Source organism: Pseudomonas sp. SG20052, from assembly GCF_031766055.1.
Classification (GTDB): domain Bacteria; phylum Pseudomonadota; class Gammaproteobacteria; order Pseudomonadales; family Pseudomonadaceae; genus Aquipseudomonas; species Aquipseudomonas mandelii.
Genome location: NZ_CP134498.1, coordinates 220,905 through 243,373 on the forward strand (window position 1 = coordinate 220,905; position 22,469 = coordinate 243,373).

The following is a 22,469-nucleotide window of genomic DNA, read 5'->3' on the forward strand; positions in this document are numbered from 1 at the left end:
TAATAATGAAAAACCCTTATGCTCCCGGCTTCTGGTGCGCTATTGCGGCATTGGTTCTGCTGTCGGCCACCTATTTCTACGGCATCATGCTGGCCCACCAGATCGACAAGGCTCTGGTGTTCCTCGACAGCGCAGCCGCGCTGATTGCTGTGATGGCAATCGTCGTAGTGGCCTGGGCCTCAGTCCAGGGCCAGCGCATCAAGAAAAGACAACTCGAACAAGGCAAGACCCGGGTGCTGATCTGGGACACCAAGGTGGCTTTGCGTCGGGTCGAAACGGTGTTTGACCGCTATTTCTGGGGCAGTTACTGGCAACCGGGGCGCACGTTCCAGGAAGTCATGGGCGAACTCACCGGCACGCCACTGGAAAAAAGCCTCGATACGTTGAAGAAACAATGCCTTGAACTGGACAAGCAAGTCTCCGAAGACGGCAGGCACTGGCTGAACAACGCCCGCGAACTCTCCGATGTCGCCGCCGCCATGGCCCGCGAACGCTATCAGCTGGACTTCTGCGATCCCCGTGCGGACGTGACGGGCGGGGCGGTAATCAATCGCGATTTTGAAGTGCTGGTGTATACGTGGACGGCGCGGCTCAAAAGCTTTGATCACCAGCTGGATGAGATGGAAGTTCAGTATTCCTGAGTTGATGTTGTCGGTATTGACGCCTTCGCGGGCAAGCCTCGCTCCTACAAGGATCATGCGATACCTGTAGGAGCGAGGCTTGCCCGCGAACGCGATTTCATGACCGCCGAAACTCTCGGCCCGTGCACGCGGTCCATAGACACTCTTTAACCTTTAAACATTGGGCCACCCGGTGCGCCTGATGCTAATCTCCCTCGCACTTTCAGCGCAGTCGTGACCGCAACCCGTCAAGGGTTCAGGGAAGACGACCACATTTTCAACAACGGACATTGATCGGGTAATTCATGAATAAATCAGCAGGCGTGCTTCTTGGAATCGTCGTTGCCATCGGTGCAATCAGCGCCGGTGGTGCCTGGTACACCGGCACCAAAATCGAAGGCGTGCTGAATACCTCGATCGCTGACGCCAACAAAGAGCTGAAAGCCGCGCTGGTGGGTTCCAACGGCACGGCATCGCTGGAACTGGTCTCGCTGGAGCGCCACGTGTTCAGCAGCACCGCGCACTATCGCCTCAAGGGCGAAGGTGAAATGTTTGGCGAAGCGCCGGTCGAGTTGCTGTTCGTCGACCACATCGAACACGGACCGCTGCCGTTCTCGCGTCTGATGTCGCTGAAATGGCTGCCGGTCATGGCCACCAGTCACTACGAACTGGAAAGAACGCCAACCACCGAGAAATGGTTCGCCGCTGCCAAGGACCAGTCGCCTCTCAAGGGCCTGGTCAATATCGGGTACGACAATTCCACCAACGGTACGCTCGAATTGCTGCCGCTGGACGTGGCGCTGGACGCCACCTCCCACCTGAAGTTTTCCGGTCTGAACCTCGACGTCGCCGCCAGCGCCCAAGCCCAAAAGGTCAAGGCTGACGGCTACATGGACAGCCTGACGCTGACCACGGTGGCTGAAGACCAGACACCCGTGAAGGTCGAGCTGAACGGCCTGACCGTGGCCAGCAACCTGACCAAAAGCACCTACGGTTATTACGTCGGCGACAACACCCTGGAGGTGACCGACAGCAAAACCACCTTCGGCGCCAAACAGTCGGTACTGGGCTTCAAGAAATTTGAAATGAAAAACCACACCGAAGAGTCGGGCACCAGCGCTTCGGGGCGCGCCGATTACAAGGTGGGCGAGGTGTCGTTGAATGGCAAAACGTTCGGTTCTGCGCAGATGGCCATGAGCCTGAAAAACCTCGACATCCCGGCGACCATGTCGCTGATGCAGATCTACCAGACCAAATTGCAGCCCTACGAGAAGGCCGCCGCCGAAGCCGCTGCCGCCGGTGAACCGGCGCCAGAACTGGTGTTGACCCCGGAAGAAGAAGCACAGGTCAAAATCGGTCTGGAAAAACTGCTCGCGGCTGGCCCGCAGGTAGCCCTGGAGAATCTGTCGTTCAAATCCACCAACGGTGAAAGTCGCGCCAACCTGGTGCTCGACCTGACCAAACCGCAGTCCATGGACCTGCCGCCAGACCAGTTGACCCAACAACTGATTGCGCTGTTGGATTTCAATCTGAAAGTGTCCAAGCCAATGCTCGTTGACCTGTTCACTGTGCAATCGCAGATCGACGGTCAGACCGACGCCAAGCTCATCGCCGATCAGGCAACGGCGACTGCTGACATGTTCAGCAGCATGGCGGTCGGTACGCAATTGGCCAAGCTGGAGGGCAACGATGTCGTCGCCAAATTGCATTACGCCAACAATCAGGTGGAATTCAATGGCCAGAAAATGACCGTTGAACAATTTGTCGGCTTCGTGATGAGCAAACTCGGCGGCGTTGCACCGATTCAGTAATACCGCTCGCTTCATGGCAGCGCCCGGTCTCTGCGAACGCAGGCACCGGGCGTTTTGCTGTCCGCTGTTTAAACCTAATCCACATCCCGAATCAACAGCCACGCCTCATCCACCGGCAGCGGTTGCTTCATCCGTTCAGCGAGCATCGCCATCGCCCGCTCTTTGTCGCAGGCAACAGCCGCCACCACCACGCCGTTCTTGCTGAACAGGCCGATAAAGGGTGGATGGTCAGGATTGCCCTTGAACTCGACTTCGTCCCAGCTTTCGGCGTGGCCGAGGTAGTCGTAATTTTTGCCGAAGTGCCAGGTCCAGAAATACGGCACGTCGAGGTAGTGCTCGTCGCCGCCCAGCATGTTCGCCGCCGCGATCCGCGCCTGTTGCTGTGCCAGGCGCCAGTGCTCGATGCGCTGGGGCTGGCCGTTGAGCGGGAAGGTCGCGATATCACCCGCCGCCCAGAGCCCTTCGGCCACGCGCATGCCGCCGTCGACCTGCAGTGAACGGTCTTTTTCCTTGGTAAGGTCGGCAAACGGTTCCGTCGCCGGGCTGACGCCGATGCCGACGAGCACCAGATCGGCAGGCAAACGTTGACCGTTTTCCAGTTTCACCGCTTCGACCTTGCCCGTGCCTTCGATCTGCGCGGCTTCGCTGTCGCTATGAAACACCACGCCGTTGGCCACGTGCCGGGCACGAATCGCCTTGCCGACCGCTTCGCCAAACTGCTTGACGAACGGCACTGCGTGGCGCGCCAGTACGGTGACCTCCAGACCGTATTGGCGCAGGGCCGACGCGGACTCCAGGGCAATGAAGCTATCGCCGATGATCACCACCCGTTGGCCGGGTTTTGCAGCGTTCAGAATCCGCGTCGCCTGATCTTTGGAGCGCAGCAGGAAGACTTGCGGCAAGTCGGCGCCTGGCAACGTGAGGGGGTTGGGTGTGCCGCCGGTCGCGAGCAGCGCAGCGTCATAGGTCAGTGACTGACCGTCGGCCAGTCGCAGTGTTTTGTTGGCTGTATCCAGGCTCGCCACTTCACCGTTTATTCGCTCGATGCGCTGCTCGCGGTAAAAGCGTTCATCCCGTAGCGGCGGGACTTCTTCGGGCGGCATTTCCCCGGCAATCACGAATTTGCTCAGCACTGTGCGGTCGTAACCGGCTTCTGCTTCGCGGTCGATCAGCACGACACGGCCACCAAAGCCTTTTTCGCGCAATGCCGCCGCTCCCGCTGTGCCGGCGGCCCCGGCTCCGATGATCACAAATGTGCGCTCATCATCGGCTGGCGGGGTGTGGGGATCCGATAGCGGCTGATCGTCGACCCAGACCTCGTCATCACGCATCTCCAGGGGATAGCGCTTGAGGCTGTCCAGAGACGGCGGATCACACAGCCCGCCATCCTCGATCCGATACGCGGCTTTGTGCCACGGACAGATCAGACGCCCATGGCACAGCGCACCCTCGGCCAGCGGCGCCCCGGCGTGGGGGCATTCACCTTGATAGGCGCGCAATTGATCGCCGACCCTTAACAAAACTATCTTGGTGTCCGCGATCCGTACTTCCAGGCCTCGGTTTTCGGGCACATCGGCAAAACGGGCGACGCGGTGCAGGGCCATGATCATTCTCCAGGCGGGCGTTTCACTTAAGAGTTTGGCCTTTGTCCCGAGGTTCAGCCAATTCCCACTGCCACCGCACCAACGGTACGGCTATAGTTCGCAAGCCGACGAAGGCCCCATCCGCACAAGGTGCTCCGGAATGACCCGATTGACCTCTCTGAACCCTTGGCTGGCGGCCGTTGCAGTCGCCCTTTGCGTGCAATTTCCGGCGCAGGCCCAGGAGCGTTTCACCGTCAGCATTCCCGGTGTTTCGGATAACCGCCTGTTCACCTCGGCGGCGGCCAGCGACGCCAGCGGCTGCGGCGGCAAGAATCAGTCCCCGGCCCTGAGCTGGAACGCCGGCCCCCAGGGCACCTTGAGCTACGCCATCGTCATGCACGACCCGGACGGCCAGAAAGGCCTTGGGGTCGATCACTGGATTCACTACGGCATCAAGGCCACGACCCGTCAGATCCCGGCCGGTGTGGGCGCCAAATCCGCGCTAGAAGGTATGGGCGGCAGCAACAGCAAAGGCACCACCGGCTACATCGGTCCTTGTCCACCCGTCGGCGACAGCTCCCACCACTACATTATCCAGCTCTACGCCCTGGACCTCGCTCCGGACGCCTTGCCCGCCGGCCTGACGCGTGCGCAGCTGCTGGAGAAAATCAAAGGCCATGTGCTGAAAAACAGCAGTGTGGTGCGGCGTTATCACCGCTGAGATTAATTTTTCAGCCGGGTTAACCCGAATCTGAACGGGGGCTCGTCTCAGAGGATGAATGGATCAATTTCCTCCTGAGGTCAGCCCCCATGTCCCTCCCTCTGCATTTCCTCCGCCCGGCCGCCCAGGGTTTCACCGTCGGGTTGCTGTTGGCCGTTGCCGGTTGCGGCGCTTCCTCTAAACCTGAGTCCACCGCTGTGTCGCCACCGGCTCAAGGTGCACTGAAGACTGAGGCGCTGGTGCGCAGCGAGTCCGTTGCTGCGGATGCCTCGATGGCCAAACGCAGCGCCCGTCCAGCCCCCATGGCGAGCTTTGCGCCTGAGGTGGCTGCGCCGGGTTATCGGGATGAGCTGCGCGAGCAATATCAGGCATTGACGGATAACCCGATTCACAGTGTGGCCGAGGCGCCGGTCTCGACCTTCAGCGCCGACGTCGATACTGGCGCTTACGCCAATGTCCGCCGCTTGCTGAATCAGGGGCGCCTGCCGCCCGAAGGCGCTGTGCGGCTGGAAGAACTGGTCAATTACTTTCCCTACGACTACGCGCTGCCCACGGACGGCTCGCCTTTTGGCGTGACCACTGAACTGGCGCCATCGCCATGGAATCCGCATACCCGTTTGCTGCGCATCGGTATCAAAGCCTCGGACCGCGCAGTCGCGGAACTGGCCCCGGCCAACCTGGTGTTTTTGGTGGACGTCTCCGGCTCGATGGACCGTCGCGAAGGTTTGCCACTGGTCAAAAGCACCCTGAAATTGCTGGTCGATCAACTGCGCGAGCAGGACCGGGTGTCTTTGGTGGTCTACGCCGGCGATTCGCGTGTGGTTCTTGAGCCGACTTCTGGACGGGAAAAAGCGAAGATTCGTACAGCGATTGATCAATTGACCGCCGGTGGCTCGACGGCGGGTGCCTCGGGCATCGAATTGGCCTACCAGATGGCGCAACAAGCCTTCATTCCCAAAGGCATCAACCGCATCCTGCTGGCCACGGACGGTGACTTCAACGTCGGCATCAGCGACTTCGACAGCCTCAAGCAAATGGCTGTGGATAAACGCAAGACGGGCGTTTCCCTGACCACCTTGGGTTTTGGTGTGGATAACTACAATGAACATCTGATGGAACAACTGGCCGACGCCGGCGATGGCAACTACGCCTACATCGACAACCTGCGCGAGGCGCGCAAAGTGCTGGTGGATCAACTCGGTTCAACCCTCGCGGTGGTGGCGAAAAACGTTAAGCTGCAAGTGGAGTTCAACCCGGCGCAGGTCAGCGAATATCGGCTGCTGGGGTATGAGAACCGGGCGCTGAAGCGTGAGGATTTCAGCAACGACAAAGTCGATGCCGGTGAAATTGGTGCAGGACACACGGTGACGGCGTTGTACGAAATCGTGCCCAAGGGCGAGAAGGGCTGGCTGGAGCCGCTGCGGTATGGCAAGGCTGAGCCGGTGGCTTCCGGTACAACTGGGGAGTTGGCGATGCTGCGTGTGCGATATCAGCTGCCGGAAGGTGGGAAAAGTCGCTTGATCGAACGGCCGATTGCGGGTGATTCGGTCGGCAAAGCCAGTGATGACCTGCGCTTTGCGTCGGCCGTGGCGGCCTTTTCCCAGCAGCTCAAGGACGGGCGTTACACCGGTGATTTCAACCTGAAAGACACCGAAGCCTTGGCGCGCGGTGCACGGGGCGACGACCCATTCGGTCTGCGCGCCGAGTTCGTGCAATTGGTTGAGTTGGCGCAGAGCCTGCGAACCACTACCACCGCCTCCAACACTGAGTCGCATAAAGGAGCTTATAACTGACATGTCCGCGCCTGAACCGAGCGACGAATCGCTACTGGCCCGGTACCGCGCAGGCGACGGGCCAGCGTTCGAGATCTTGTACGCCCGTCATCGCCAGGGCCTCTACCGATTCCTCTTCGGTTTGAGCGGCAGGCCTGAACTGGCCGAAGAGGTTTACCAGGACACCTGGCTGAGCCTGATCCGCAGCACCAGTCAGCCACAAGGCCGGGCGAATTTTCGTACATGGCTCTATCAGATTGCCCGCAACCGATTGATCGATCACTGGCGCAAACATGGCATTCACAACCCTTTGCACGACAGCTACGACGAACAAACCCACGCCGTGATTGATGAGGCGACCGATCCCGAACAACTGCTGAGCCTGAGCCGCGACAGCCAACGCCTCGAAACCGCGCTGCACGACCTGCCCGCCGACCAGCGCGAAGTGTTCCTGCTCCGCGCCCACGGCGATCTCGACCTGCCGCAGATCGCCGCCCTCACTGAAACACCCCTGGAAACCGTCAAGAGTCGCTTGCGCTATGCCCAGCAAAAACTGCGTCGGCTGCTGGCCGAGGAGGTACTGACATGACTGACGCCCGTAAAACACCGGAAGACCAAGTGCTTCAGCATTACCGTGAACACGTGGCTGGCGAACCACCGGCTCATCTGGATGCATTCATCCTGGCTGCTGCACACCGTGAAACACCTGCGCACAAACCGAACCTGTGGCAACGCTGGGTCCAGGCTTGCCAGAAACCCCGATGGCAAGTCGCGTTCGCCAGCCTCGTTGGTGTGGCGCTGATGCTGGCGCTGGTGCAACGTACCCCTGAGCAAGTGCCAACTTTGGATTCCAGCCCTGCACCCAAAACCTCGTCTTTTGCGGCCAAGAAAGAAGCTGCAGAAGCGCCGGCATCGGTTGCCCGCTCAATGGCGGCCCCGGCCGGCGCGATGTCCGCGCCTGCGCCCGCAGCCGTAGCGCCAATGGCCGAGTTGGCTGCGCCGGCGCAGAGCGAATCGATCAGCGCTGACATGGTGGAAGAAGCAAAAGTGAGCAAACGCCCAGGGGAGGCTCCGGCGAAGTTTATCGACGACCAGTTACGTGAAGTGATTCGCTTGCAAAATGCCGGTCAGACCAAGGCGGCTGATGAGCTGATGGCGACCTTGCACAAACGCTTTCCCAAGGAAAATCTCGCGGCTCGGCTCAAGGAATTGCAGAAAAACTGAGCAGCAGGGCGGTCGTCCATTTGGCAACGAGCCCCGAAAGCGCGCACTATCGGCCTATAGCCGATGCGTTGGAGGATGCCGTGGCAAAAAAAATCGACCGCATCGCCCAAATGCTCAACTGCCCGGAAAAGGGTGAGGTATTGCGGCGCGCTGTGACGGAGAGTCGTAAGGAGTTTCTGCTGGCGAAGCAGGCAGAGGAAGCGCTGGAGGAAGACGTTCTTGACGATGAAGAGGTTGAGGACGAAGAGGATGATGAGTATGACGAGTTTGATTGGACGACGGAATGAAAGACCACATTATGCTCGTTTGTGAATCTGACACCTTGGTTGCTCAGCGCTCGTCCTACACGGAATCACAGCAGATGGCAGTTCGGTTACAAGCTAAGGCTATTGAAGCTAGCTGTAATGATCCGCGTCCAAATATCGCCGCCGAAACAGTGTTTGTGGAGCTTTATGTGCTCATTGATGACATTGAGGCTAAGCAAAGCAGGACGGGACACCGCCCACAAAAAAGCCCCAGTCCTTAAGGCCTGAGGCTTTCTCGTTTCTACTAGTATGGTGCACCAGGCGGGATTCGAACCCACGACCCCTGCCTTCGGAGGGCAGTACTCTATCCAGCTGAGCTACTGGTGCAAGCGGGCGCCATGATACTCATATGCACTGCGGGCGTCCATGCTGCTGAATCGACTGCGGTTTTCGCAAGCGTAACAACCGTTTGCTACGTTGATCAGAAAAAGTAGGCAAATGCGGCGTTTTCGTTCTTTTTTTCGAACAGACTATTGTCCTTTACCCCCTTTGATCCTAGGATTCGTTTGAGATTTCAAACGCTCTTGTCTGGGTGCTGAACCGCACGAGTTTCGAACAGTGCGCTATTTATGTGCTTCAGCCCGGTGAATGATTTCCCTGACGGCAGCCTACAAGGCGCCTTTCTACAATCATAATTCGCTCCGCGCTGGTCGCGGTGCTGTTAAGGAAAGCCGACATGCAGCTTAAAGACACCCATTTGTTCCGCCAGCAAGCCTTTATCGATGGCGCTTGGGTTGATGCGGACAATGGTCTGACGATCAAGGTCAACAACCCGGCAACGGGCGAAATTCTGGGCACTGTGCCGAAAATGGGCGCTGCCGAAACCCGCCGTGCCATCGAAGCCGCTGACAAGGCGCTGCCGGCCTGGCGTGCACTGACCGCCAAGGACCGCGCGAACAAGCTGCGTCGCTGGTTCGAACTGATCATCGAAAACCAGGACGACCTGGCTCGACTGATGACCCTGGAGCAGGGCAAGCCATTGGCTGAAGCCAAGGGCGAAATCGTTTACGCCGCTTCCTTTATCGAGTGGTTCGCCGAAGAAGCCAAGCGCATCTACGGTGACGTGATTCCGGGCCACCAGCCAGACAAGCGCCTGATCGTGATCAAGCAGCCGATCGGCGTGACCGCAGCCATCACCCCGTGGAACTTCCCGGCCGCGATGATCACCCGTAAAGCCGGCCCGGCCCTGGCCGCCGGTTGCACCATGGTGCTCAAGCCTGCTTCGCAAACCCCTTTCTCCGCATTCGCGTTGGCTGAACTGGCCCAGCGTGCCGGCATCCCTGCCGGTGTGTTTAGCGTGGTCACCGGCAGTGCTGGCGACATCGGCAGCGAGCTGACCAGCAACCCGATCGTGCGTAAATTGTCCTTCACTGGCTCGACCGAAATCGGTCGTCAGTTGATGGCTGAATGCGCCAAGGACATCAAGAAAGTGTCCCTGGAACTGGGCGGCAACGCGCCGTTCATCGTGTTCGACGACGCGGACCTGGATAAGGCCGTCGAAGGCGCAATCATTTCCAAGTACCGCAACAACGGCCAGACCTGCGTCTGCGCCAACCGTCTGTACATTCAGGATTCGGTCTATGACGCGTTTGCCGAGAAGCTGAAAGTGGCCGTAGCCAAACTCAAGATCGGCAACGGTCTGGAAGAAGGCACCACCACTGGCCCGCTGATCGACGAAAAAGCCGTGGCCAAGGTTCAAGAGCACATTGCTGACGCAATCAGCAAAGGCGCAACCGTTCTGGCGGGTGGCAAGGTCATGGAAGGCAACTTCTTCGAGCCGACTATCCTGACCAACGTGCCGAAAAACGCTGCCGTGGCCAAGGAAGAAACCTTCGGTCCATTGGCGCCACTGTTCCGCTTTAAAGACGAAGCCGAAGTGATCGCGATGTCCAACGACACTGAGTTCGGCCTGGCCTCGTATTTCTATGCTCGCGACCTGGGTCGTGTGTTCCGTGTGGCCGAAGCCCTGGAATACGGCATGGTCGGCGTCAACACCGGGTTGATCTCCAACGAAGTCGCGCCGTTCGGCGGCATCAAGGCGTCGGGCCTGGGCCGTGAAGGCTCCAAGTACGGCATCGAAGATTACCTGGAAATCAAATACCTCTGCCTGGGCGTCTAAGCTCGGCAGACGGGAATGCAACAAGCGGAAAGGGCACGAGAGCGCTGTCCCTTTCTGCGCTTCAAACGGAATTTTCTCTGTGGCCGGGAAAGCTGTGGCAGTCGATCATCGCATGCTGCCGTAGTTGCCTCCCCGCCGCATTTTCCTTGAACCACGCCGCCCGATGAGCGGTGAATGAGGACTTTATGAGCAAGACTAACGCATCCCTGATGAAACGCCGCGAAGCCGCTGTACCGCGCGGTGTTGGCCAGATTCACCCGATCTTCGCCGACCATGCGAAGAACGCCACCGTGACTGACGTTGAAGGTCGCGAGTTCATCGACTTCGCCGGCGGTATCGCCGTGCTGAACACCGGTCACGTGCACCCGAAAATCATCGCCGCGGTGACCGAGCAGCTGAACAAGCTGACCCACACCTGCTTCCAGGTGCTGGCCTACGAACCGTACGTAGAGCTGTGCGAAAAAATCAACGCCAAGGTGCCAGGTGATTTCGCCAAGAAAACCCTGCTGGTCACCACCGGTTCCGAAGCCGTTGAAAACGCTGTGAAGATCGCCCGTGCCGCCACTGGCCGTGCCGGCGTGATCGCGTTCACCGGCGCTTACCACGGTCGCACCATGATGACCCTGGGCCTGACCGGTAAAGTCGTGCCTTACTCGGCCGGCATGGGCCTGATGCCAGGCGGCATCTTCCGCGCGCTGTACCCGAACGAACTGCACGGTGTGAGCGTCGACGACTCGATCGCCAGCATCGAACGCATCTTCAAGAACGACGCCGAGCCGCGTGACATCGCTGCCATCATCATCGAGCCGGTTCAGGGCGAAGGCGGTTTCTACGTCGCGCCTAAAGAGTTCATGAAGCGTCTGCGTGCCCTGTGCGACCAGCACGGCATCCTGCTGATCGCTGATGAAGTGCAAACCGGCGCTGGCCGTACCGGCACGTTCTTCGCCATGGAACAGATGGGCGTTTGCGCCGACCTGACCACTTTCGCCAAATCCATCGCTGGCGGCTTCCCGTTGGCCGGTGTGTGCGGCAAGGCCGAATACATGGACGCCATTGCTCCAGGCGGCCTGGGCGGTACTTACGCCGGTAGCCCGATTGCTTGCGCTGCGGCCCTGGCCGTGATGGAAGTGTTCGAAGAAGAGCACCTGCTGGATCGCTGCAAGGCAGTCGGCGAGCGTCTGGTCACTGGCCTGAAAGCCATCCAGGCCAAATACCCGGTGATCGGCGAAGTCCGTGCCCTGGGCGCGATGATCGCGGTCGAGCTGTTTGTCGACGGTGACAGCCACAAGCCGAACGCTGCCGCGGTGGCATCGGTGGTGGCCAAGGCTCGCGACAAAGGGCTGATCCTGCTGTCCTGCGGCACTTACGGCAACGTTCTGCGCGTCCTGGTTCCGCTGACCGCGCCGGATGAGCAATTGGACAAAGGTCTGGCAATTATCGAAGAGTGCTTCTCGGAACTCTGATCTAAAATGTTCATATGAATGTGTGAGCTGATCGACAAAAAACCCGCTTCGGCGGGTTTTTTTGTCCCCGGGACAAACGGCACCGTCCATGATCAGCATTGACTAAGGTACAAGCATCGCAAAGGGAGCGTGCAGATGACCGCTGTGGTTTTACCTGCTGTACCGCGTGTGTTGGTTGCCGAGGCTGACCCTTGGTCTCGTGACCTGATCAAACAAGTGCTGTTGAGCGTGCGCTGCGACGCACGGCTGGATCTGTGTGCCGATGGTCAGGAAGCGTTGCGGCTGTTGGCGGAAAATCCGTATGACCTGGTGATCGTCGACGGGGAGCTGCCCGGCGTCGACGGTCTGAATGTCTTGCGCAACGTCCGCCAGCGTAAACGCAATCCGCCACTGCCTTTCATCCTGATGAGCAGCCGCAACGACAGCGCCAGTGTGCGCGAAGCCTTGCCCCTGGCGCCCACGGCGTACCTGACCAAACCCCTGAACATGGAAAGCCTGACCCAGCGTCTGCAGGATCTGCTGCTGAACGCCGGTGAAGAGGTTTTCTGTGAAATGCCGACACTGGCGGCCGGCATGACCTTGTCGGTGTATCTGCAGCGCCGTCGCGAACTGGCGGAGGGTGCGCCATTGATGGCCGATGTGCAGATGGCGGTCAACGCCAGCCTGAACACCCGCGGTCTTGACCTGGTGCGGCTGGAAGAGGAAATCCGCACCGACCCGCACATCACCGCCGTGCTCATCGCGGCGGCTAACAGCGCGGCGCTGCACGTTGGCGATGCGGTCCAGACCTTGTCTCAGGCGCTGCACCGCTTGGGCTCCGCGCAAAGCATGAACCTGATCCTCGGGTTGGCACTCAAGCACAGTGCCCGGCTCAGCGATCCGTTCCTGGCGGACTATGCCGAGCGCTTCTGGGACTTGTCCCTGCACACTGCCGAATACGCCCGCACGCTGGCGCGGTTGCTGGATCTGGATCAAGAGCGCTGTTATTGCGCAGGCATTCTGCATTGCCTCGGCGACCTTGCGTTGCTGAGGTGTTTGCAGGAATGGAAGCAGGCCGGTGGCGAGCTGGATGAACGGGAGGAGGTGGGCAATGCCTTGGCGGAGTTCGGCGCAGCCTACGGTTCGTCGCTGCGGACTCGCTGGCGGCTGCCGCTGGAGTTGCGGGAGTTGATTGCAGCGGCCTATCAGCTCGGTGGCGGCGTTTATTCTCGCGAAGCGTTGGTGATGAACATGGCCGCGCAACTGGCGCGCCTGACCGAGCACGAGGGCATTGAGGCCTTGGCGAAGAGCCGGACTGCGCGGTTGCTCAAGATCGGCTTGCCGGAGTTGATGCGGCTGCGCAAAAAGTAAACTTCACACAAAAACCTGTGGGAGCGAGCCTGCTCGCTCGCACAGGAGTTGTGTTGGATTTTGGATGGGCGTCACCCGGAAATAATGCGGTTTTTACCCTGGCGCTTGGCTTCATACATGGCGGCATCCGCGCGGGCGAACACGCTGTCGAGGGAGTCGTCCTCCGGCGTCAGGCTGGTCAAGCCCTGGCTGACGGTGATGCCGAACGTCTGGTCATCATGGCTGAAGCTCAGTTGCTGAATCTGCCATTGCAGGCGCTCGGCGACTTGCATGGCCATGTCGGGTGCACAGCCGGGAAACACCGCTGCGAATTCCTCGCCTCCGATCCGCCCGAATACATCTCCCCGGCGTAATGCAGCTCGACCGCTCTCGGCGATTCGTTGCAGTACGTTGTCGCCCGCTTGATGACCGTAAGTGTCGTTGACCCCTTTGAAGTCATCTATGTCCAGCAACAGGAACGCCATCGGTGCGCCTTGCTTGCGCGCCTGAGCAAACTCGCGTTGGGCGCATTCGAAGAAGTGTCGGCGATTGCTGCTTTGCGTCAGCACATCGGTGGTCGCCAGGCGCTGCAACTCGGCTTCCATCCGTTTCTTTTCGGTGATGTCTTCGGCAATGCCGACGATGATCACCGGTTGGCCCGGCTCGGCCTGGCGGTTGATGAAGCATTTGTCGCTGAGCCAGCGCACCTGGCCGTCGGCGGCGATGATGCGGTATTCGCGGTCTTCAACGGCGCCTTTGACCAGCACTTCGGCGAGGCTGCGCTCGGCGTAGTCGAGGTCATCGGGGTAAATGCTGTCGCGCCATTCGTTGTAGTCGGACAGCAAGCTGCCAGCCGATCGGCCAAAAATCCGTTCATACGCCGGACTGACGTAGAGCACCTGACGGGTTTCCCAGTTGAAGGCCCAAAGCACAGCGTTGACGCTCACCAGCAGGGAGCTGAACAGCTGTTCGCGTTCGCTCAGGCGCGCGACTTCGCTCTGGGCGTGCATTAGCGCCATCAGGGTTTGAGCAGTGTCGGGCGATTGAGCGAAGGATGCGTCTTGCAGGTTTTTTGGGACCATTGGGACAACTCTCAAAGGGCGTGCGCCGCTTGAGGTTCGAAAGCAGCAACAACGAAGCCCGCCGGGGTATGGCGAAGTGTCTTTGAGATAGGGGATTTGGAGATTGGTTCCCGCACTACGTGGCGAGGAGGCTTGCTCCCGCCGGGCGGTATCTGAGGCGCGTTTTTTCAGTTAAAACGCGTCGTCAGATTTTGCGGCGACGTCGTCGCCGCACGGGGGCAAGCCCCCTCGCCACAGGGAAGAGCTTCGGCAGGGTCAGACAGCGGCAGGGCGCAGGGAGTAGGTTTTCAGCTGGTCGGCGAAGTCGCGCAGGGATTGAATCCCGCTGGCTTCCGCTTCGTGTACCCAATCCTTGATGGCAGCCAGCATGTCGTGACCATTTGAGCTGGTCTTGACCCAGATCTGCTGCAAGGCCAGGCGTTTCTCGTAAATTACCTTCAGCGCCTGGCTGTGCTCGAGCATGGTCTGGATGCGCAGGTGGTGCTTATCGTCCAGCAGACTGGTTTCCCGCGAAAGCAGACGCTTGGCCCGGTGGAACTGGTGACGGACCGAGTGATCGACCTTTTCCAGCTCTTGCTTGACCAGCGGCGCGATGACCAATTTGCGGTATTGGGCCATGATCTGGAAGCGGTTGTTGAGGATCGCCATGGCGGTGTCCATGTCCAGGCTGCCTTTGCCTTCGACGCGGTGGGCGATCGGTGCAACCCGCTGGACCTTGGCCAGGCGGAAGAAACTGAAGACCTGGATCCAGGCCCAACCGAGGTCGAACTCCCACTTCTTCACCGACAGTTTTGCCGAGTTAGGGTAGGTGTGATGGTTGTTGTGCAGTTCTTCGCCGCCGATCAGGATGCCCCAAGGCACCAGGTTGGTCGCCGCGTCGCGGCATTCGAAGTTGCGGTAGCCGATGGCATGGCCCAGGCCATTGACCACGCCGGCGGCCCACACCGGGATCCACATCATCTGGATCGCCCAGATGGTGATGCCGATGGTGCCAAACAGCAGCAGGTCGATGACGCCCATGATCGCCACACCCAGCAGCGGGAAACGGCTGTAGAGGTTGCGCTCGATCCAGTCTTCAGGGCAGTTCTTGCCGTAGATGCGCAGGGTCTCCGGGTTCTCCGCTTCGGCGCGGTACAGCTCGGCACCTTTGCGCAGAACGGTGGACAGGCCCTTGATGACCGGGCTGTGCGGGTCATCGACGGTTTCGCATTTGGCGTGATGCTTGCGGTGGATAGCGGTCCACTCGCGGGTGTTCTGCGCCGTGGTCAGCCACAGCCAGAAGCGGAAGAAATGTTTCAGGCCAGCATTGAGCTCAAGCGAGCGATGGGCTGAATAACGGTGCAGATAGACCGTGACGCCGATGATCGTCACGTGGGTCATCAGCAGGGTGACTGCCACCAGTGACCAGGGCGACAAGCCGAGAAAACCTTCGTACCACATAGGCTATAGGGCCCTCGATAAAGAAAAAAACAGCCGTTGCATTATCACTAAGCCCACAGATAAAACCAGTCACCCTTTCAGATAAGAGTGGCTGGATGTTTCTTTAACCTATAATCCCATCCTTTTCGCAGGGACAAGGACGGCTAATGTCTGCCACCTATCGCGACGCGTCGCGAGCAGCGCTGCTCTATCTATTGATTTCCATCGTCTGGTTGCAGCTCAGCGGCTATTTATTGAACAGTTTCTTCGATGGCTCCGACGAGCTGGTACGTTGGCAACTGATCAACGGTTATGCCTGGATCCTGCTGAGCACCGGCCTGATCTTCGTTGCCAGAGCGCGATTGCTCCGTTGCCTGGGGATCGGCAACACATTGAGTGAGCGTCATGAAGAGCGCGAGCGTTTGCGCCAGGCGGCTGCGGTGTTCGATTGCACGCGTGAAGGTGTGCTGGTCACCGATAGCAACGGGCTGATCGTCCACGTTAACCGGGCGTTCATGGAAATCACCGGCTACTCGCAGGCGGAAGTGCTGGGTCAGCGACCGAGCCTGTTCAAATCGGGCCATCACCCCGCGGATTTTTACCAGACGATGTTCGTGACACTCAAGAGCCTCGGCGAGTGGAGCGGGGAGATCTGGAACCGCCGCAAAAGCGGTGAAATCTACCCGCAATGGCAGACGATCCGCGTCATTCGCGACGATCAGGGCCAGCTCAGCCATTACGTCGCGGTGTTTTCCGACATTAGCGCAATCAAGAATTCCGAACATGAGCTCAAGCACCTGGCTCATCACGATCCGCTGACGGATCTGCCTAACCGCTTGCTGTTCACCGACCGTACCGAGCAGGCGCTGACGTCAGCGCAACTGCACAAGCGTGGCTGTGCATTACTGATGATCGACCTGGATCATTTCAAAATGATCAACGACAGCCTTGGGCACACCATCGGTGACGAACTGCTCAAGGCCGTGGCCGAGCGATTGCAGGCCATGCTCGGGCCGGAGCTCACGCTGGCGCGGCTCGGTGGCGATGAGTTCGCGGTGCTCGCCGAAAGCTGTCCGCAGTTGATGCAGGCGGCGGCGCTTGCGCAACGGATCATTGATGCTCTCAAAGAGCCGTTCCTGATCGGCGGGCATCAACTGTTCATCAATACCAGCATCGGTATCAGTCTGTTCCCCGGCGATGCCTTGAGTGCCGAACAATTATTGCGTAACGCCGACTCGGCGCTGTTCAAGGCCAAAAGCGCCGGTCGCGACGGCTACGCCTTGTACACCGAAGAGCTGACCGCCCATGCCCAGAATCGGGTCGAGACGGCTGTTGAGCTGCGCCGAGCGCTGGAGCACCAGGAGCTGCGCGTTTATTACCAGCCGGTTCACGACCTCAGAACCCGTCGCCTGGTGGGCGCCGAGGCGCTGGTGCGCTGGGAGCATCCGCAACGGGGGCTGGTGCCGCCGGCAGAATTCATTCCCATCGCCGAACGCACCGGGTTGATCGCGGAGATCGATGCGTGGGTGATGCGCCAGGCTTGTCAGCAAATGTGCTCGTGGCAGCAGGCCGGTGTGGTGTTGTCGTTTATCGCGGTAAACGTCTCGTCTCGACTGTTCGCTCGCCGTGAGCTCTTTCAGCAAGTGGCGAAAGTGCTTCACGAAACCGGGCTCGATCCAGCGTTTCTGGAACTGGAAGTCACCGAGAGCGCGGTCATGGAAGACCCGGAAGTGGCCTTGGAGCAGATGCATCGACTGCGCGAGTTGGGTGTGCGGCTGGCCATCGATGATTTCGGCACCGGCTATTCGTCGCTGCTGCGGCTCAAGCGTTTGCCGGTGCAGAAGCTCAAGATCGATCAGGGCTTCGTCGCAGGATTGCCATGGGATGAGGACGACGTGGCGATCGTGCGGGTGATTATCGCGCTGGCGCAAAGCATGGGGATGCAGGTGCACGCCGAAGGGATCGAGCAGGTCGAGCAGGCGCGTTTCCTGCTCGAACACGATTGCGATCTGGGCCAGGGCTACTGGTTTGGGCGACCGGTTCCGGCCGAGCAGCTCGATTGGGCGCATGCGCCGGAAATTCGCTAAGCGCAGGTCCCCCCTAAATCCGTGACGCAAAGCGTCACCGGATACTTCCCCCCTTCGCGCATAGCGCCGAAGCGATCTGCTTTCTGGTTATATAAACATTCTTAAATAGTCTTTTTAAGAATATCTACGCGTCTCTAGTATTGCTCTCACGCCGCAAGCAGTGCCGCCACTGCCAGGCAATCTCTCAGTTGAAGGAGCAGCACCATGAGCGCATCCCTACGTAGCGTTGAGGGTCAAGACGAAGCCACCATCTTGCGTGAGATCCAGAGCGCACTGCGCGACCTGCGTTTTGGCGCAGTCGAGATCACCGTGCACAACGCCCAGGTGGTCCAGATCGAACGCAAAGAAAAATTCCGTCTGCAAAGCCCGAGCAACAAACCGAGCTGAAAAAAACCGGCAGCCCGCGCTTCCAGCACTCCATAAAAAAAGCCAACACATCCAAGAATTCCAGGAGCTTTCACCATGTCGTCGATTCGTCATTTCGCTTTGGCCGCCCTGGCCAGTGCATTTTTTGCTGGTTCTGCGGTTGCCAAGGATTACGAGTTGCTCAACGTGTCGTATGACCCGACTCGCGAGCTGTATCAGGATTACAACGCCGAGTTCGTCAACTTCTGGAAGAAGGACCACGCTGGCGATAACGTGAAAATCCAGCAGTCCCACGGTGGTTCCGGCAAACAAGGCCGTGCCGTGATCGATGGCCTGCGCGCCGACGTGGTGACCCTGGCCCTGGCCGGGGACATCGACGAGATCGCCAAGCTCGGCAAGACCCTGCCGGCCGACTGGCAGAAGCGTCTTCCCGAGGCGAGCACGCCTTACACCTCGACCATTGTGTTCCTGGTACGCAAGGGCAACCCTAAAGGCATCAAGGACTGGGGCGACCTGGTCAAAAACGACGTGTCGGTCATCACTCCTAATCCGAAAACCTCCGGCGGTGCGCGCTGGAACTTCCTCGCGGCCTGGGCCTACGGCCTGAAAGCCAGCGGTGGTGACGAAGCCAAGGCCAAGGAATACGTGCAGACCCTGTTCAAGCATGTGCCGGTCTTGGACACGGGCGCTCGCGGTTCGACCATTACCTTCGTCAACAACGGTCAGGGTGACGTGTTGCTGGCCTGGGAAAACGAAGCGTTCCTGGCTTTGAAAGAAGACGGCGGCGCGGACAAGTTCGAAATCGTTGTGCCTTCGCTGTCGATCCTCGCCGAACCACCGGTGGCTGTGGTCGACAAGAACGCCGAGAAAAAAGGCAACGCCGAGATCGCCGAGGCGTACCTCAAGCACCTGTACAGCCCTGCCGGCCAGGAAATTGCGGCGAAAAACTTCTATCGTCCACGTGACAAGGATGTGGCCGCCAAGTACAGCAAGCAGTTCCCGACCCTGGACCTGGTGACCATCGACAAGGATTTCGGCGGCTGGAAAAGCGCTCAGCCGAAATTCTTCAATGATGGCGGTGTGTTCGACCAGATCTACCAGGCGCAGTAGTTTTAAATAGCCATCAACGAGCCCCGGATTTAAGTTCGGGGCTTTGCGCGTTCTCAACCAAGGACTTTTATGTCGCGTCGTATCTCCCCCGTCATACCCGGCTTCGGGCTGACGCTGGGCTACACCTTGGTGTACCTCAGCCTGATTGTGCTCATTCCACTGGCGGCGATGTTTGTGCATGCCGCTCAACTCACCTGGGATCAGTTCTGGGCGATTATCTCGGCGCCACGGGTGCTGGCGGCGTTGAAGCTGAGCTTCGGCACCGCGCTCTATGCCGCGATCATCAACGGCATCATCGGCACGCTGCTGGCCTGGGTGCTGGTGCGCTATACCTTCCCAGGACGCAAAGTCATCGATGCGATGATCGACTTACCCTTCGCTTTGCCCACCGCCGTGGCCGGTATCGCGCTGACTGCGCTATACGCGCCCAATGGTTGGGTGGGTCAGTTTGCAGCGGACCTGGGTTTCAAGATCGCGTATACCCCCCTCGGCATCACCCTCGCCCTCACTTTTGTGACACTTCCATTCGTAGTACGTACCGTACAGCCAGTATTGGCTGATATCCCGCGTGAAGTGGAAGAAGCGGCAGCGTGCCTGGGTGCAAAACCGCTACAGGTTTTCCGCCATATTCTGGTGCCCGCGCTGCTGCCAGCCTGGCTGACCGGTTTCGCGTTGGCCTTTGCCCGCGGGGTCGGCGAGTACGGTTCGGTGATTTTCATCGCCGGCAATATGCCGATGAAAACCGAGATCCTGCCGCTGCTGATCATGGTCAAACTCGACCAGTACGATTACACCGGCGCCACGTCCATTGGTGTACTGATGCTGGTGGTTTCCTTCGTCCTGTTGCTGCTGATCAACCTGCTGCAGCGGCGCATCGAAACCCCATAAGGAGGCGCAGAAATGTCCCAATCGTCTATTGCTGCTGCTTCCTCGAACGCCGCCCGCCGTGGCAGTGCTTCGTCGCGGCGAATCCTGATCGGCCTTGGCTGGCTGGTGTTCGTCCTGTTCCTGTTGCTGCCGCTGGTGATCGTGGTCTCTCAGGGCCTGAAGCTCGGAATCGGTGCGTTCTTCACCGCGATCTTCGAACCCGACGCGCTGTCGGCCTTGAAACTCACGGTGATTGCTGTGCTGATATCAGTGCCGCTGAACCTGGTGTTCGGTGTCAGCGCTGCATGGTGCGTGAGCAAATACTCTTTCCGTGGCAAAAGTATGCTGGTCACGCTGATCGACCTGCCGTTCTCGGTATCGCCGGTTATCGCCGGTCTGGTCTACGTGCTGATGTTTGGCGCCCAGGGCCTGTTCGGGCCGTGGTTGCAGGATCACGACATCCAGATCGTCTTCGCCTTGCCGGGCATCGTGCTGGCGACGATTTTCGTCACCGTGCCGTTCGTGGCGCGTGAACTGATCCCGCTGATGCAGGAACAAGGCACCCAGGAAGAAGAGGCTGCGCGCTTGCTCGGGGCCAATGGCTGGCAGATGTTCTGGCACGTCACCGTTCCCAACATTAAATGGGGCCTGATCTACGGCGTGGTGTTGTGTACCGCGCGGGCCATGGGTGAATTCGGTGCGGTGTCGGTGGTTTCCGGGCACATTCGCGGGGTGACCAACACCCTGCCGCTGCACGTCGAGATCCTCTACAACGAATACAACCACGTGGCCGCGTTCGCTGTGGCGAGCCTGTTGCTGATCCTGGCGCTCTGCATCCTGCTGCTCAAGCAGTGGAGCGAAAACCGTATTAACCGCCTGCGCGCCAGCGCCGCGGAGGAATAAGTCATGTCGATCGAAGTGCGTAACGTCAGCAAGAATTTCAATGCGTTCAAGGCGCTGGACAACATCAGCCTGGACATCCAAAGCGGCGAACTCGTGGCCCTGCTCGGCCCTTCGGGTTGCGGCAAGACCACGCTGCTGCGGATCATCGCCGGCCTGGAAACCCCGGATCAGGGCAACATTGTGTTCCACGGTGAAGACGTCTCCGGCCACGACGTGCGTGATCGCAATGTCGGCTTCGTGTTCCAGCACTACGCGCTGTTCCGTCACATGACGGTGTTCGACAACGTCGCGTTCGGCCTGCGCATGAAACCGAAAAACCAGCGCCCGAGCGAAAGCCAGATCGCGGTGAAGGTTCATGAACTGCTAAACATGGTGCAACTGGATTGGCTGTCGGATCGCTACCCGGAGCAACTCTCCGGCGGCCAGCGTCAGCGTATCGCGTTGGCCCGTGCCTTGGCGGTGGAGCCGAAAGTCCTGCTGCTCGATGAACCGTTCGGGGCGCTCGACGCCAAGGTCCGCAAGGAGCTGCGTCGCTGGCTCGCACGGCTGCACGAAGACATCAACCTGACCTCGGTGTTCGTGACCCACGACCAGGAAGAGGCCATGGAAGTCGCCGACCGTATCGTGGTGATGAACAAAGGCGTGATCGAACAGATCGGCTCACCGGGCGACGTCTACGAAAACCCGGCCAGCGATTTCGTTTATCACTTCCTCGGCGATTCGAACCGCCTGCATCTGGGCGAAGACAACCACGTGCTGTTCCGCCCGCATGAAGTGTCGCTGTCGCGGCATGAGCTGGAAGACCATCACGCGGCGCAAGTGCGGGATATCCGTCCGTTGGGCGCGACCACTCGGGTGACGTTGAAGGTCGAAGGCCAGAGCGAGTTGATCGAAGCTGAAGTGGTGAAGGATCACGACAGCCTGATCGACCTGGCGAAGGGCGATACGCTGTTCTTCAAGCCCAAGGTCTGGCAGAAACTCGCCAACATCTAAGGCAAAAGCTTCGCGGGCAAGCCTCGCTTCTACAGGGGATCTATGGCGTACATAGATCCCCTGTAGAAGCGAGGCTTGCCCGCGAAAGCAATCTACGCAGCAGCGCGCTTCGGATTGACCCGCACCCCACCCACCCGCGCCTCGATCTGCTCTTTCAAATCCCGCCGCATCCCTAGCAAAAACGCAAGTTCAACCACCACAAACAGTGGCCCGACAATCAACCCCGTCACATCATCGACAAACGCCGGTTTGCGTCCTTCATAGTGATGACCGACAAACTGAATCGCCCAGCCCACCACAAACATCCCGATCCCGCTCGAGAGCCACACCAGCGTACTTTGCTGCGCGAGAACCTGACCCGCCCAGACGCACAGCCCCAGCAGCACCGTCATCAACACCCCGAGGCGTACCTCCAGGCGCAGGTAAAACCACGCCGAGGCCAGTGCCAGCAGCACCGCCGGCGACACCCAGCCTCCAACCCATTGCGGCCGCGACAGCAGCACCGCCACCGCCACCACAATCAGCGGAATCCCGATAAAGTGGCTGGCGATATTGCGCGGGTCACGGTGGTAAGCGGCGTATTGACTGAGATGGTCAACGAGGCTTTTCATTGTTATTCCTCCTATAGGGTGATTGATCATGCCTCGGGTTCACCTTTCGCTCTGTCAGGCAGGCGACAATCTCCAGGAGTTTTC

The 22,469-nt window shown here is 59.5% G+C and carries 21 protein-coding genes and 1 tRNA gene; 17 read left to right on the forward strand and 5 right to left on the reverse strand.

Features of this window, described 5'->3' with window-relative positions:
* The first annotated feature begins 5 nt into the window (after window positions 1–5).
* Both RHP74_RS00955 and RHP74_RS00960 read left to right on the forward strand, forming a co-directional pair.
* On the forward strand, window positions 6–641 hold the full coding sequence (locus tag RHP74_RS00955; protein WP_010464887.1) for a hypothetical protein: 636 nt from the start codon (window positions 6–8) through the stop codon (window positions 639–641).
* 284 nt (window positions 642–925) lie between these two features.
* Window positions 926–2,431, forward strand: coding sequence for a YdgA family protein (locus RHP74_RS00960; RefSeq protein WP_010464885.1), 1,506 nt, complete (start codon window positions 926–928; stop codon window positions 2,429–2,431).
* A 74-nt stretch (window positions 2,432–2,505) separates the two neighbouring features.
* On the opposite strand, the gene RHP74_RS00965 is transcribed toward RHP74_RS00960, so the two are convergent.
* Window positions 2,506–4,035 carry an apoptosis inducing factor family protein gene (locus RHP74_RS00965; protein WP_304756119.1) on the reverse strand — a complete coding sequence of 510 codons (1,530 nt, stop codon included), beginning with the start codon at window positions 4,033–4,035 and terminating at the stop codon, window positions 2,506–2,508.
* A 139-nt stretch (window positions 4,036–4,174) separates the two neighbouring features.
* Here RHP74_RS00965 and RHP74_RS00970 point away from each other — a divergent pair, with 139 nt between their 5' ends.
* The 6 genes from RHP74_RS00970 (at window position 4,175) to RHP74_RS00995 (ending at window position 8,257) form a co-directional block, all read left to right on the forward strand.
* Window positions 4,175–4,735, forward strand: a complete 561-nt coding sequence (locus RHP74_RS00970) for a YbhB/YbcL family Raf kinase inhibitor-like protein (protein WP_010464881.1) — start codon at window positions 4,175–4,177, stop codon at window positions 4,733–4,735.
* Window positions 4,736–4,824: 89 nt separating this feature from the next.
* Window positions 4,825–6,528 carry a VWA domain-containing protein gene (locus tag RHP74_RS00975; protein WP_311097238.1) on the forward strand — a complete coding sequence of 568 codons (1,704 nt, stop codon included), beginning with the start codon at window positions 4,825–4,827 and terminating at the stop codon, window positions 6,526–6,528.
* Window position 6,529: 1 nt separating this feature from the next.
* Window positions 6,530–7,096 (forward strand): RNA polymerase sigma factor, encoded by a 567-nt coding sequence (locus RHP74_RS00980; RefSeq protein WP_010464876.1) that lies wholly within the window; start codon window positions 6,530–6,532, stop codon window positions 7,094–7,096.
* Entirely contained in the window at window positions 7,093–7,731 is a 639-nt protein-coding gene (locus tag RHP74_RS00985) for a hypothetical protein (protein ID WP_311097240.1), read from the forward strand. Before RHP74_RS00980 ends, RHP74_RS00985 begins: the two co-directional genes overlap by 4 nt.
* Before the next feature lie 20 nt (window positions 7,732–7,751).
* Window positions 7,752–8,018 carry a hypothetical protein gene (locus RHP74_RS00990; RefSeq protein WP_154502514.1) on the forward strand — a complete coding sequence of 89 codons (267 nt, stop codon included), beginning with the start codon at window positions 7,752–7,754 and terminating at the stop codon, window positions 8,016–8,018.
* Window positions 8,015–8,257: a hypothetical protein gene (locus tag RHP74_RS00995; protein WP_311097243.1), complete on the forward strand. Its 243-nt coding sequence runs from the start codon at window positions 8,015–8,017 to the stop codon at window positions 8,255–8,257. The genes RHP74_RS00990 and RHP74_RS00995 overlap by 4 nt, the downstream gene beginning before the upstream one ends.
* A 29-nt stretch (window positions 8,258–8,286) precedes the next feature.
* Here RHP74_RS00995 and RHP74_RS01000 read toward each other — a convergent pair.
* Window positions 8,287–8,363, reverse strand: a tRNA-Arg gene (locus tag RHP74_RS01000).
* Window positions 8,364–8,712: 349 nt separating this feature from the next.
* Between RHP74_RS01000 and gabD the strand changes: the two genes are divergently transcribed.
* The 3 genes from gabD (at window position 8,713) to RHP74_RS01015 (ending at window position 12,968) form a co-directional block, all read left to right on the forward strand.
* Window positions 8,713–10,155, forward strand: a complete 1,443-nt coding sequence (gene gabD / locus RHP74_RS01005) for an NADP-dependent succinate-semialdehyde dehydrogenase (RefSeq protein WP_311097245.1) — start codon at window positions 8,713–8,715, stop codon at window positions 10,153–10,155.
* A 185-nt stretch (window positions 10,156–10,340) separates the two neighbouring features.
* Window positions 10,341–11,618 carry a 4-aminobutyrate--2-oxoglutarate transaminase gene (gene gabT / locus RHP74_RS01010; protein WP_010464866.1) on the forward strand — a complete coding sequence of 426 codons (1,278 nt, stop codon included), beginning with the start codon at window positions 10,341–10,343 and terminating at the stop codon, window positions 11,616–11,618.
* Between the two features lie 135 nt (window positions 11,619–11,753).
* Window positions 11,754–12,968 (forward strand): response regulator, encoded by a 1,215-nt coding sequence (locus RHP74_RS01015; RefSeq protein ID WP_077747475.1) that lies wholly within the window; start codon window positions 11,754–11,756, stop codon window positions 12,966–12,968.
* A 71-nt stretch (window positions 12,969–13,039) separates the two neighbouring features.
* Here RHP74_RS01015 and RHP74_RS01020 read toward each other — a convergent pair whose 3' ends face one another.
* Window positions 13,040–14,029, reverse strand: a complete 990-nt coding sequence (locus tag RHP74_RS01020; protein WP_010464862.1) for a sensor domain-containing diguanylate cyclase — start codon at window positions 14,027–14,029, stop codon at window positions 13,040–13,042.
* A 255-nt stretch (window positions 14,030–14,284) separates the two neighbouring features.
* Entirely contained in the window at window positions 14,285–15,469 is a 1,185-nt protein-coding gene (gene desA, locus RHP74_RS01025) for a delta-9 fatty acid desaturase DesA (protein WP_077747476.1), read from the reverse strand.
* A gap of 146 nt (window positions 15,470–15,615) precedes the next feature.
* Between desA and dibA the strand changes: the two genes are divergently transcribed.
* The 6 genes from dibA (at window position 15,616) to RHP74_RS01055 (ending at window position 21,774) form a co-directional block, all read left to right on the forward strand.
* Window positions 15,616–17,535 carry a phosphodiesterase DibA gene (dibA, locus tag RHP74_RS01030; protein WP_311097249.1) on the forward strand — a complete coding sequence of 640 codons (1,920 nt, stop codon included), beginning with the start codon at window positions 15,616–15,618 and terminating at the stop codon, window positions 17,533–17,535.
* A gap of 204 nt (window positions 17,536–17,739) precedes the next feature.
* Window positions 17,740–17,922 carry a sulfur starvation response protein OscA gene (gene oscA / locus RHP74_RS01035; protein WP_010464855.1) on the forward strand — a complete coding sequence of 61 codons (183 nt, stop codon included), beginning with the start codon at window positions 17,740–17,742 and terminating at the stop codon, window positions 17,920–17,922.
* 75 nt (window positions 17,923–17,997) lie between these two features.
* The gene (locus RHP74_RS01040; protein WP_311097251.1) at window positions 17,998–19,011 is read left to right on the forward strand and encodes a sulfate ABC transporter substrate-binding protein; all 1,014 of its coding nucleotides are present in this window, start codon (window positions 17,998–18,000) and stop codon (window positions 19,009–19,011) included.
* Between the two features lie 69 nt (window positions 19,012–19,080).
* Window positions 19,081–19,899 (forward strand): sulfate ABC transporter permease subunit CysT, encoded by an 819-nt coding sequence (gene cysT, locus RHP74_RS01045; protein WP_007899634.1) that lies wholly within the window; start codon window positions 19,081–19,083, stop codon window positions 19,897–19,899.
* A gap of 12 nt (window positions 19,900–19,911) precedes the next feature.
* Window positions 19,912–20,781 (forward strand): sulfate ABC transporter permease subunit CysW, encoded by an 870-nt coding sequence (cysW, locus tag RHP74_RS01050; RefSeq protein WP_010464848.1) that lies wholly within the window; start codon window positions 19,912–19,914, stop codon window positions 20,779–20,781.
* A gap of 3 nt (window positions 20,782–20,784) precedes the next feature.
* On the forward strand, window positions 20,785–21,774 hold the full coding sequence (locus RHP74_RS01055; RefSeq protein ID WP_010464846.1) for a sulfate/molybdate ABC transporter ATP-binding protein: 990 nt from the start codon (window positions 20,785–20,787) through the stop codon (window positions 21,772–21,774).
* Window positions 21,775–21,866: 92 nt separating this feature from the next.
* Here the strand turns inward: RHP74_RS01055 and RHP74_RS01060 are convergent, their stop codons facing one another.
* Window positions 21,867–22,385 carry a DUF962 domain-containing protein gene (locus RHP74_RS01060; RefSeq protein WP_010464844.1) on the reverse strand — a complete coding sequence of 173 codons (519 nt, stop codon included), beginning with the start codon at window positions 22,383–22,385 and terminating at the stop codon, window positions 21,867–21,869.
* Window positions 22,386–22,469 lie beyond the last annotated feature (84 nt).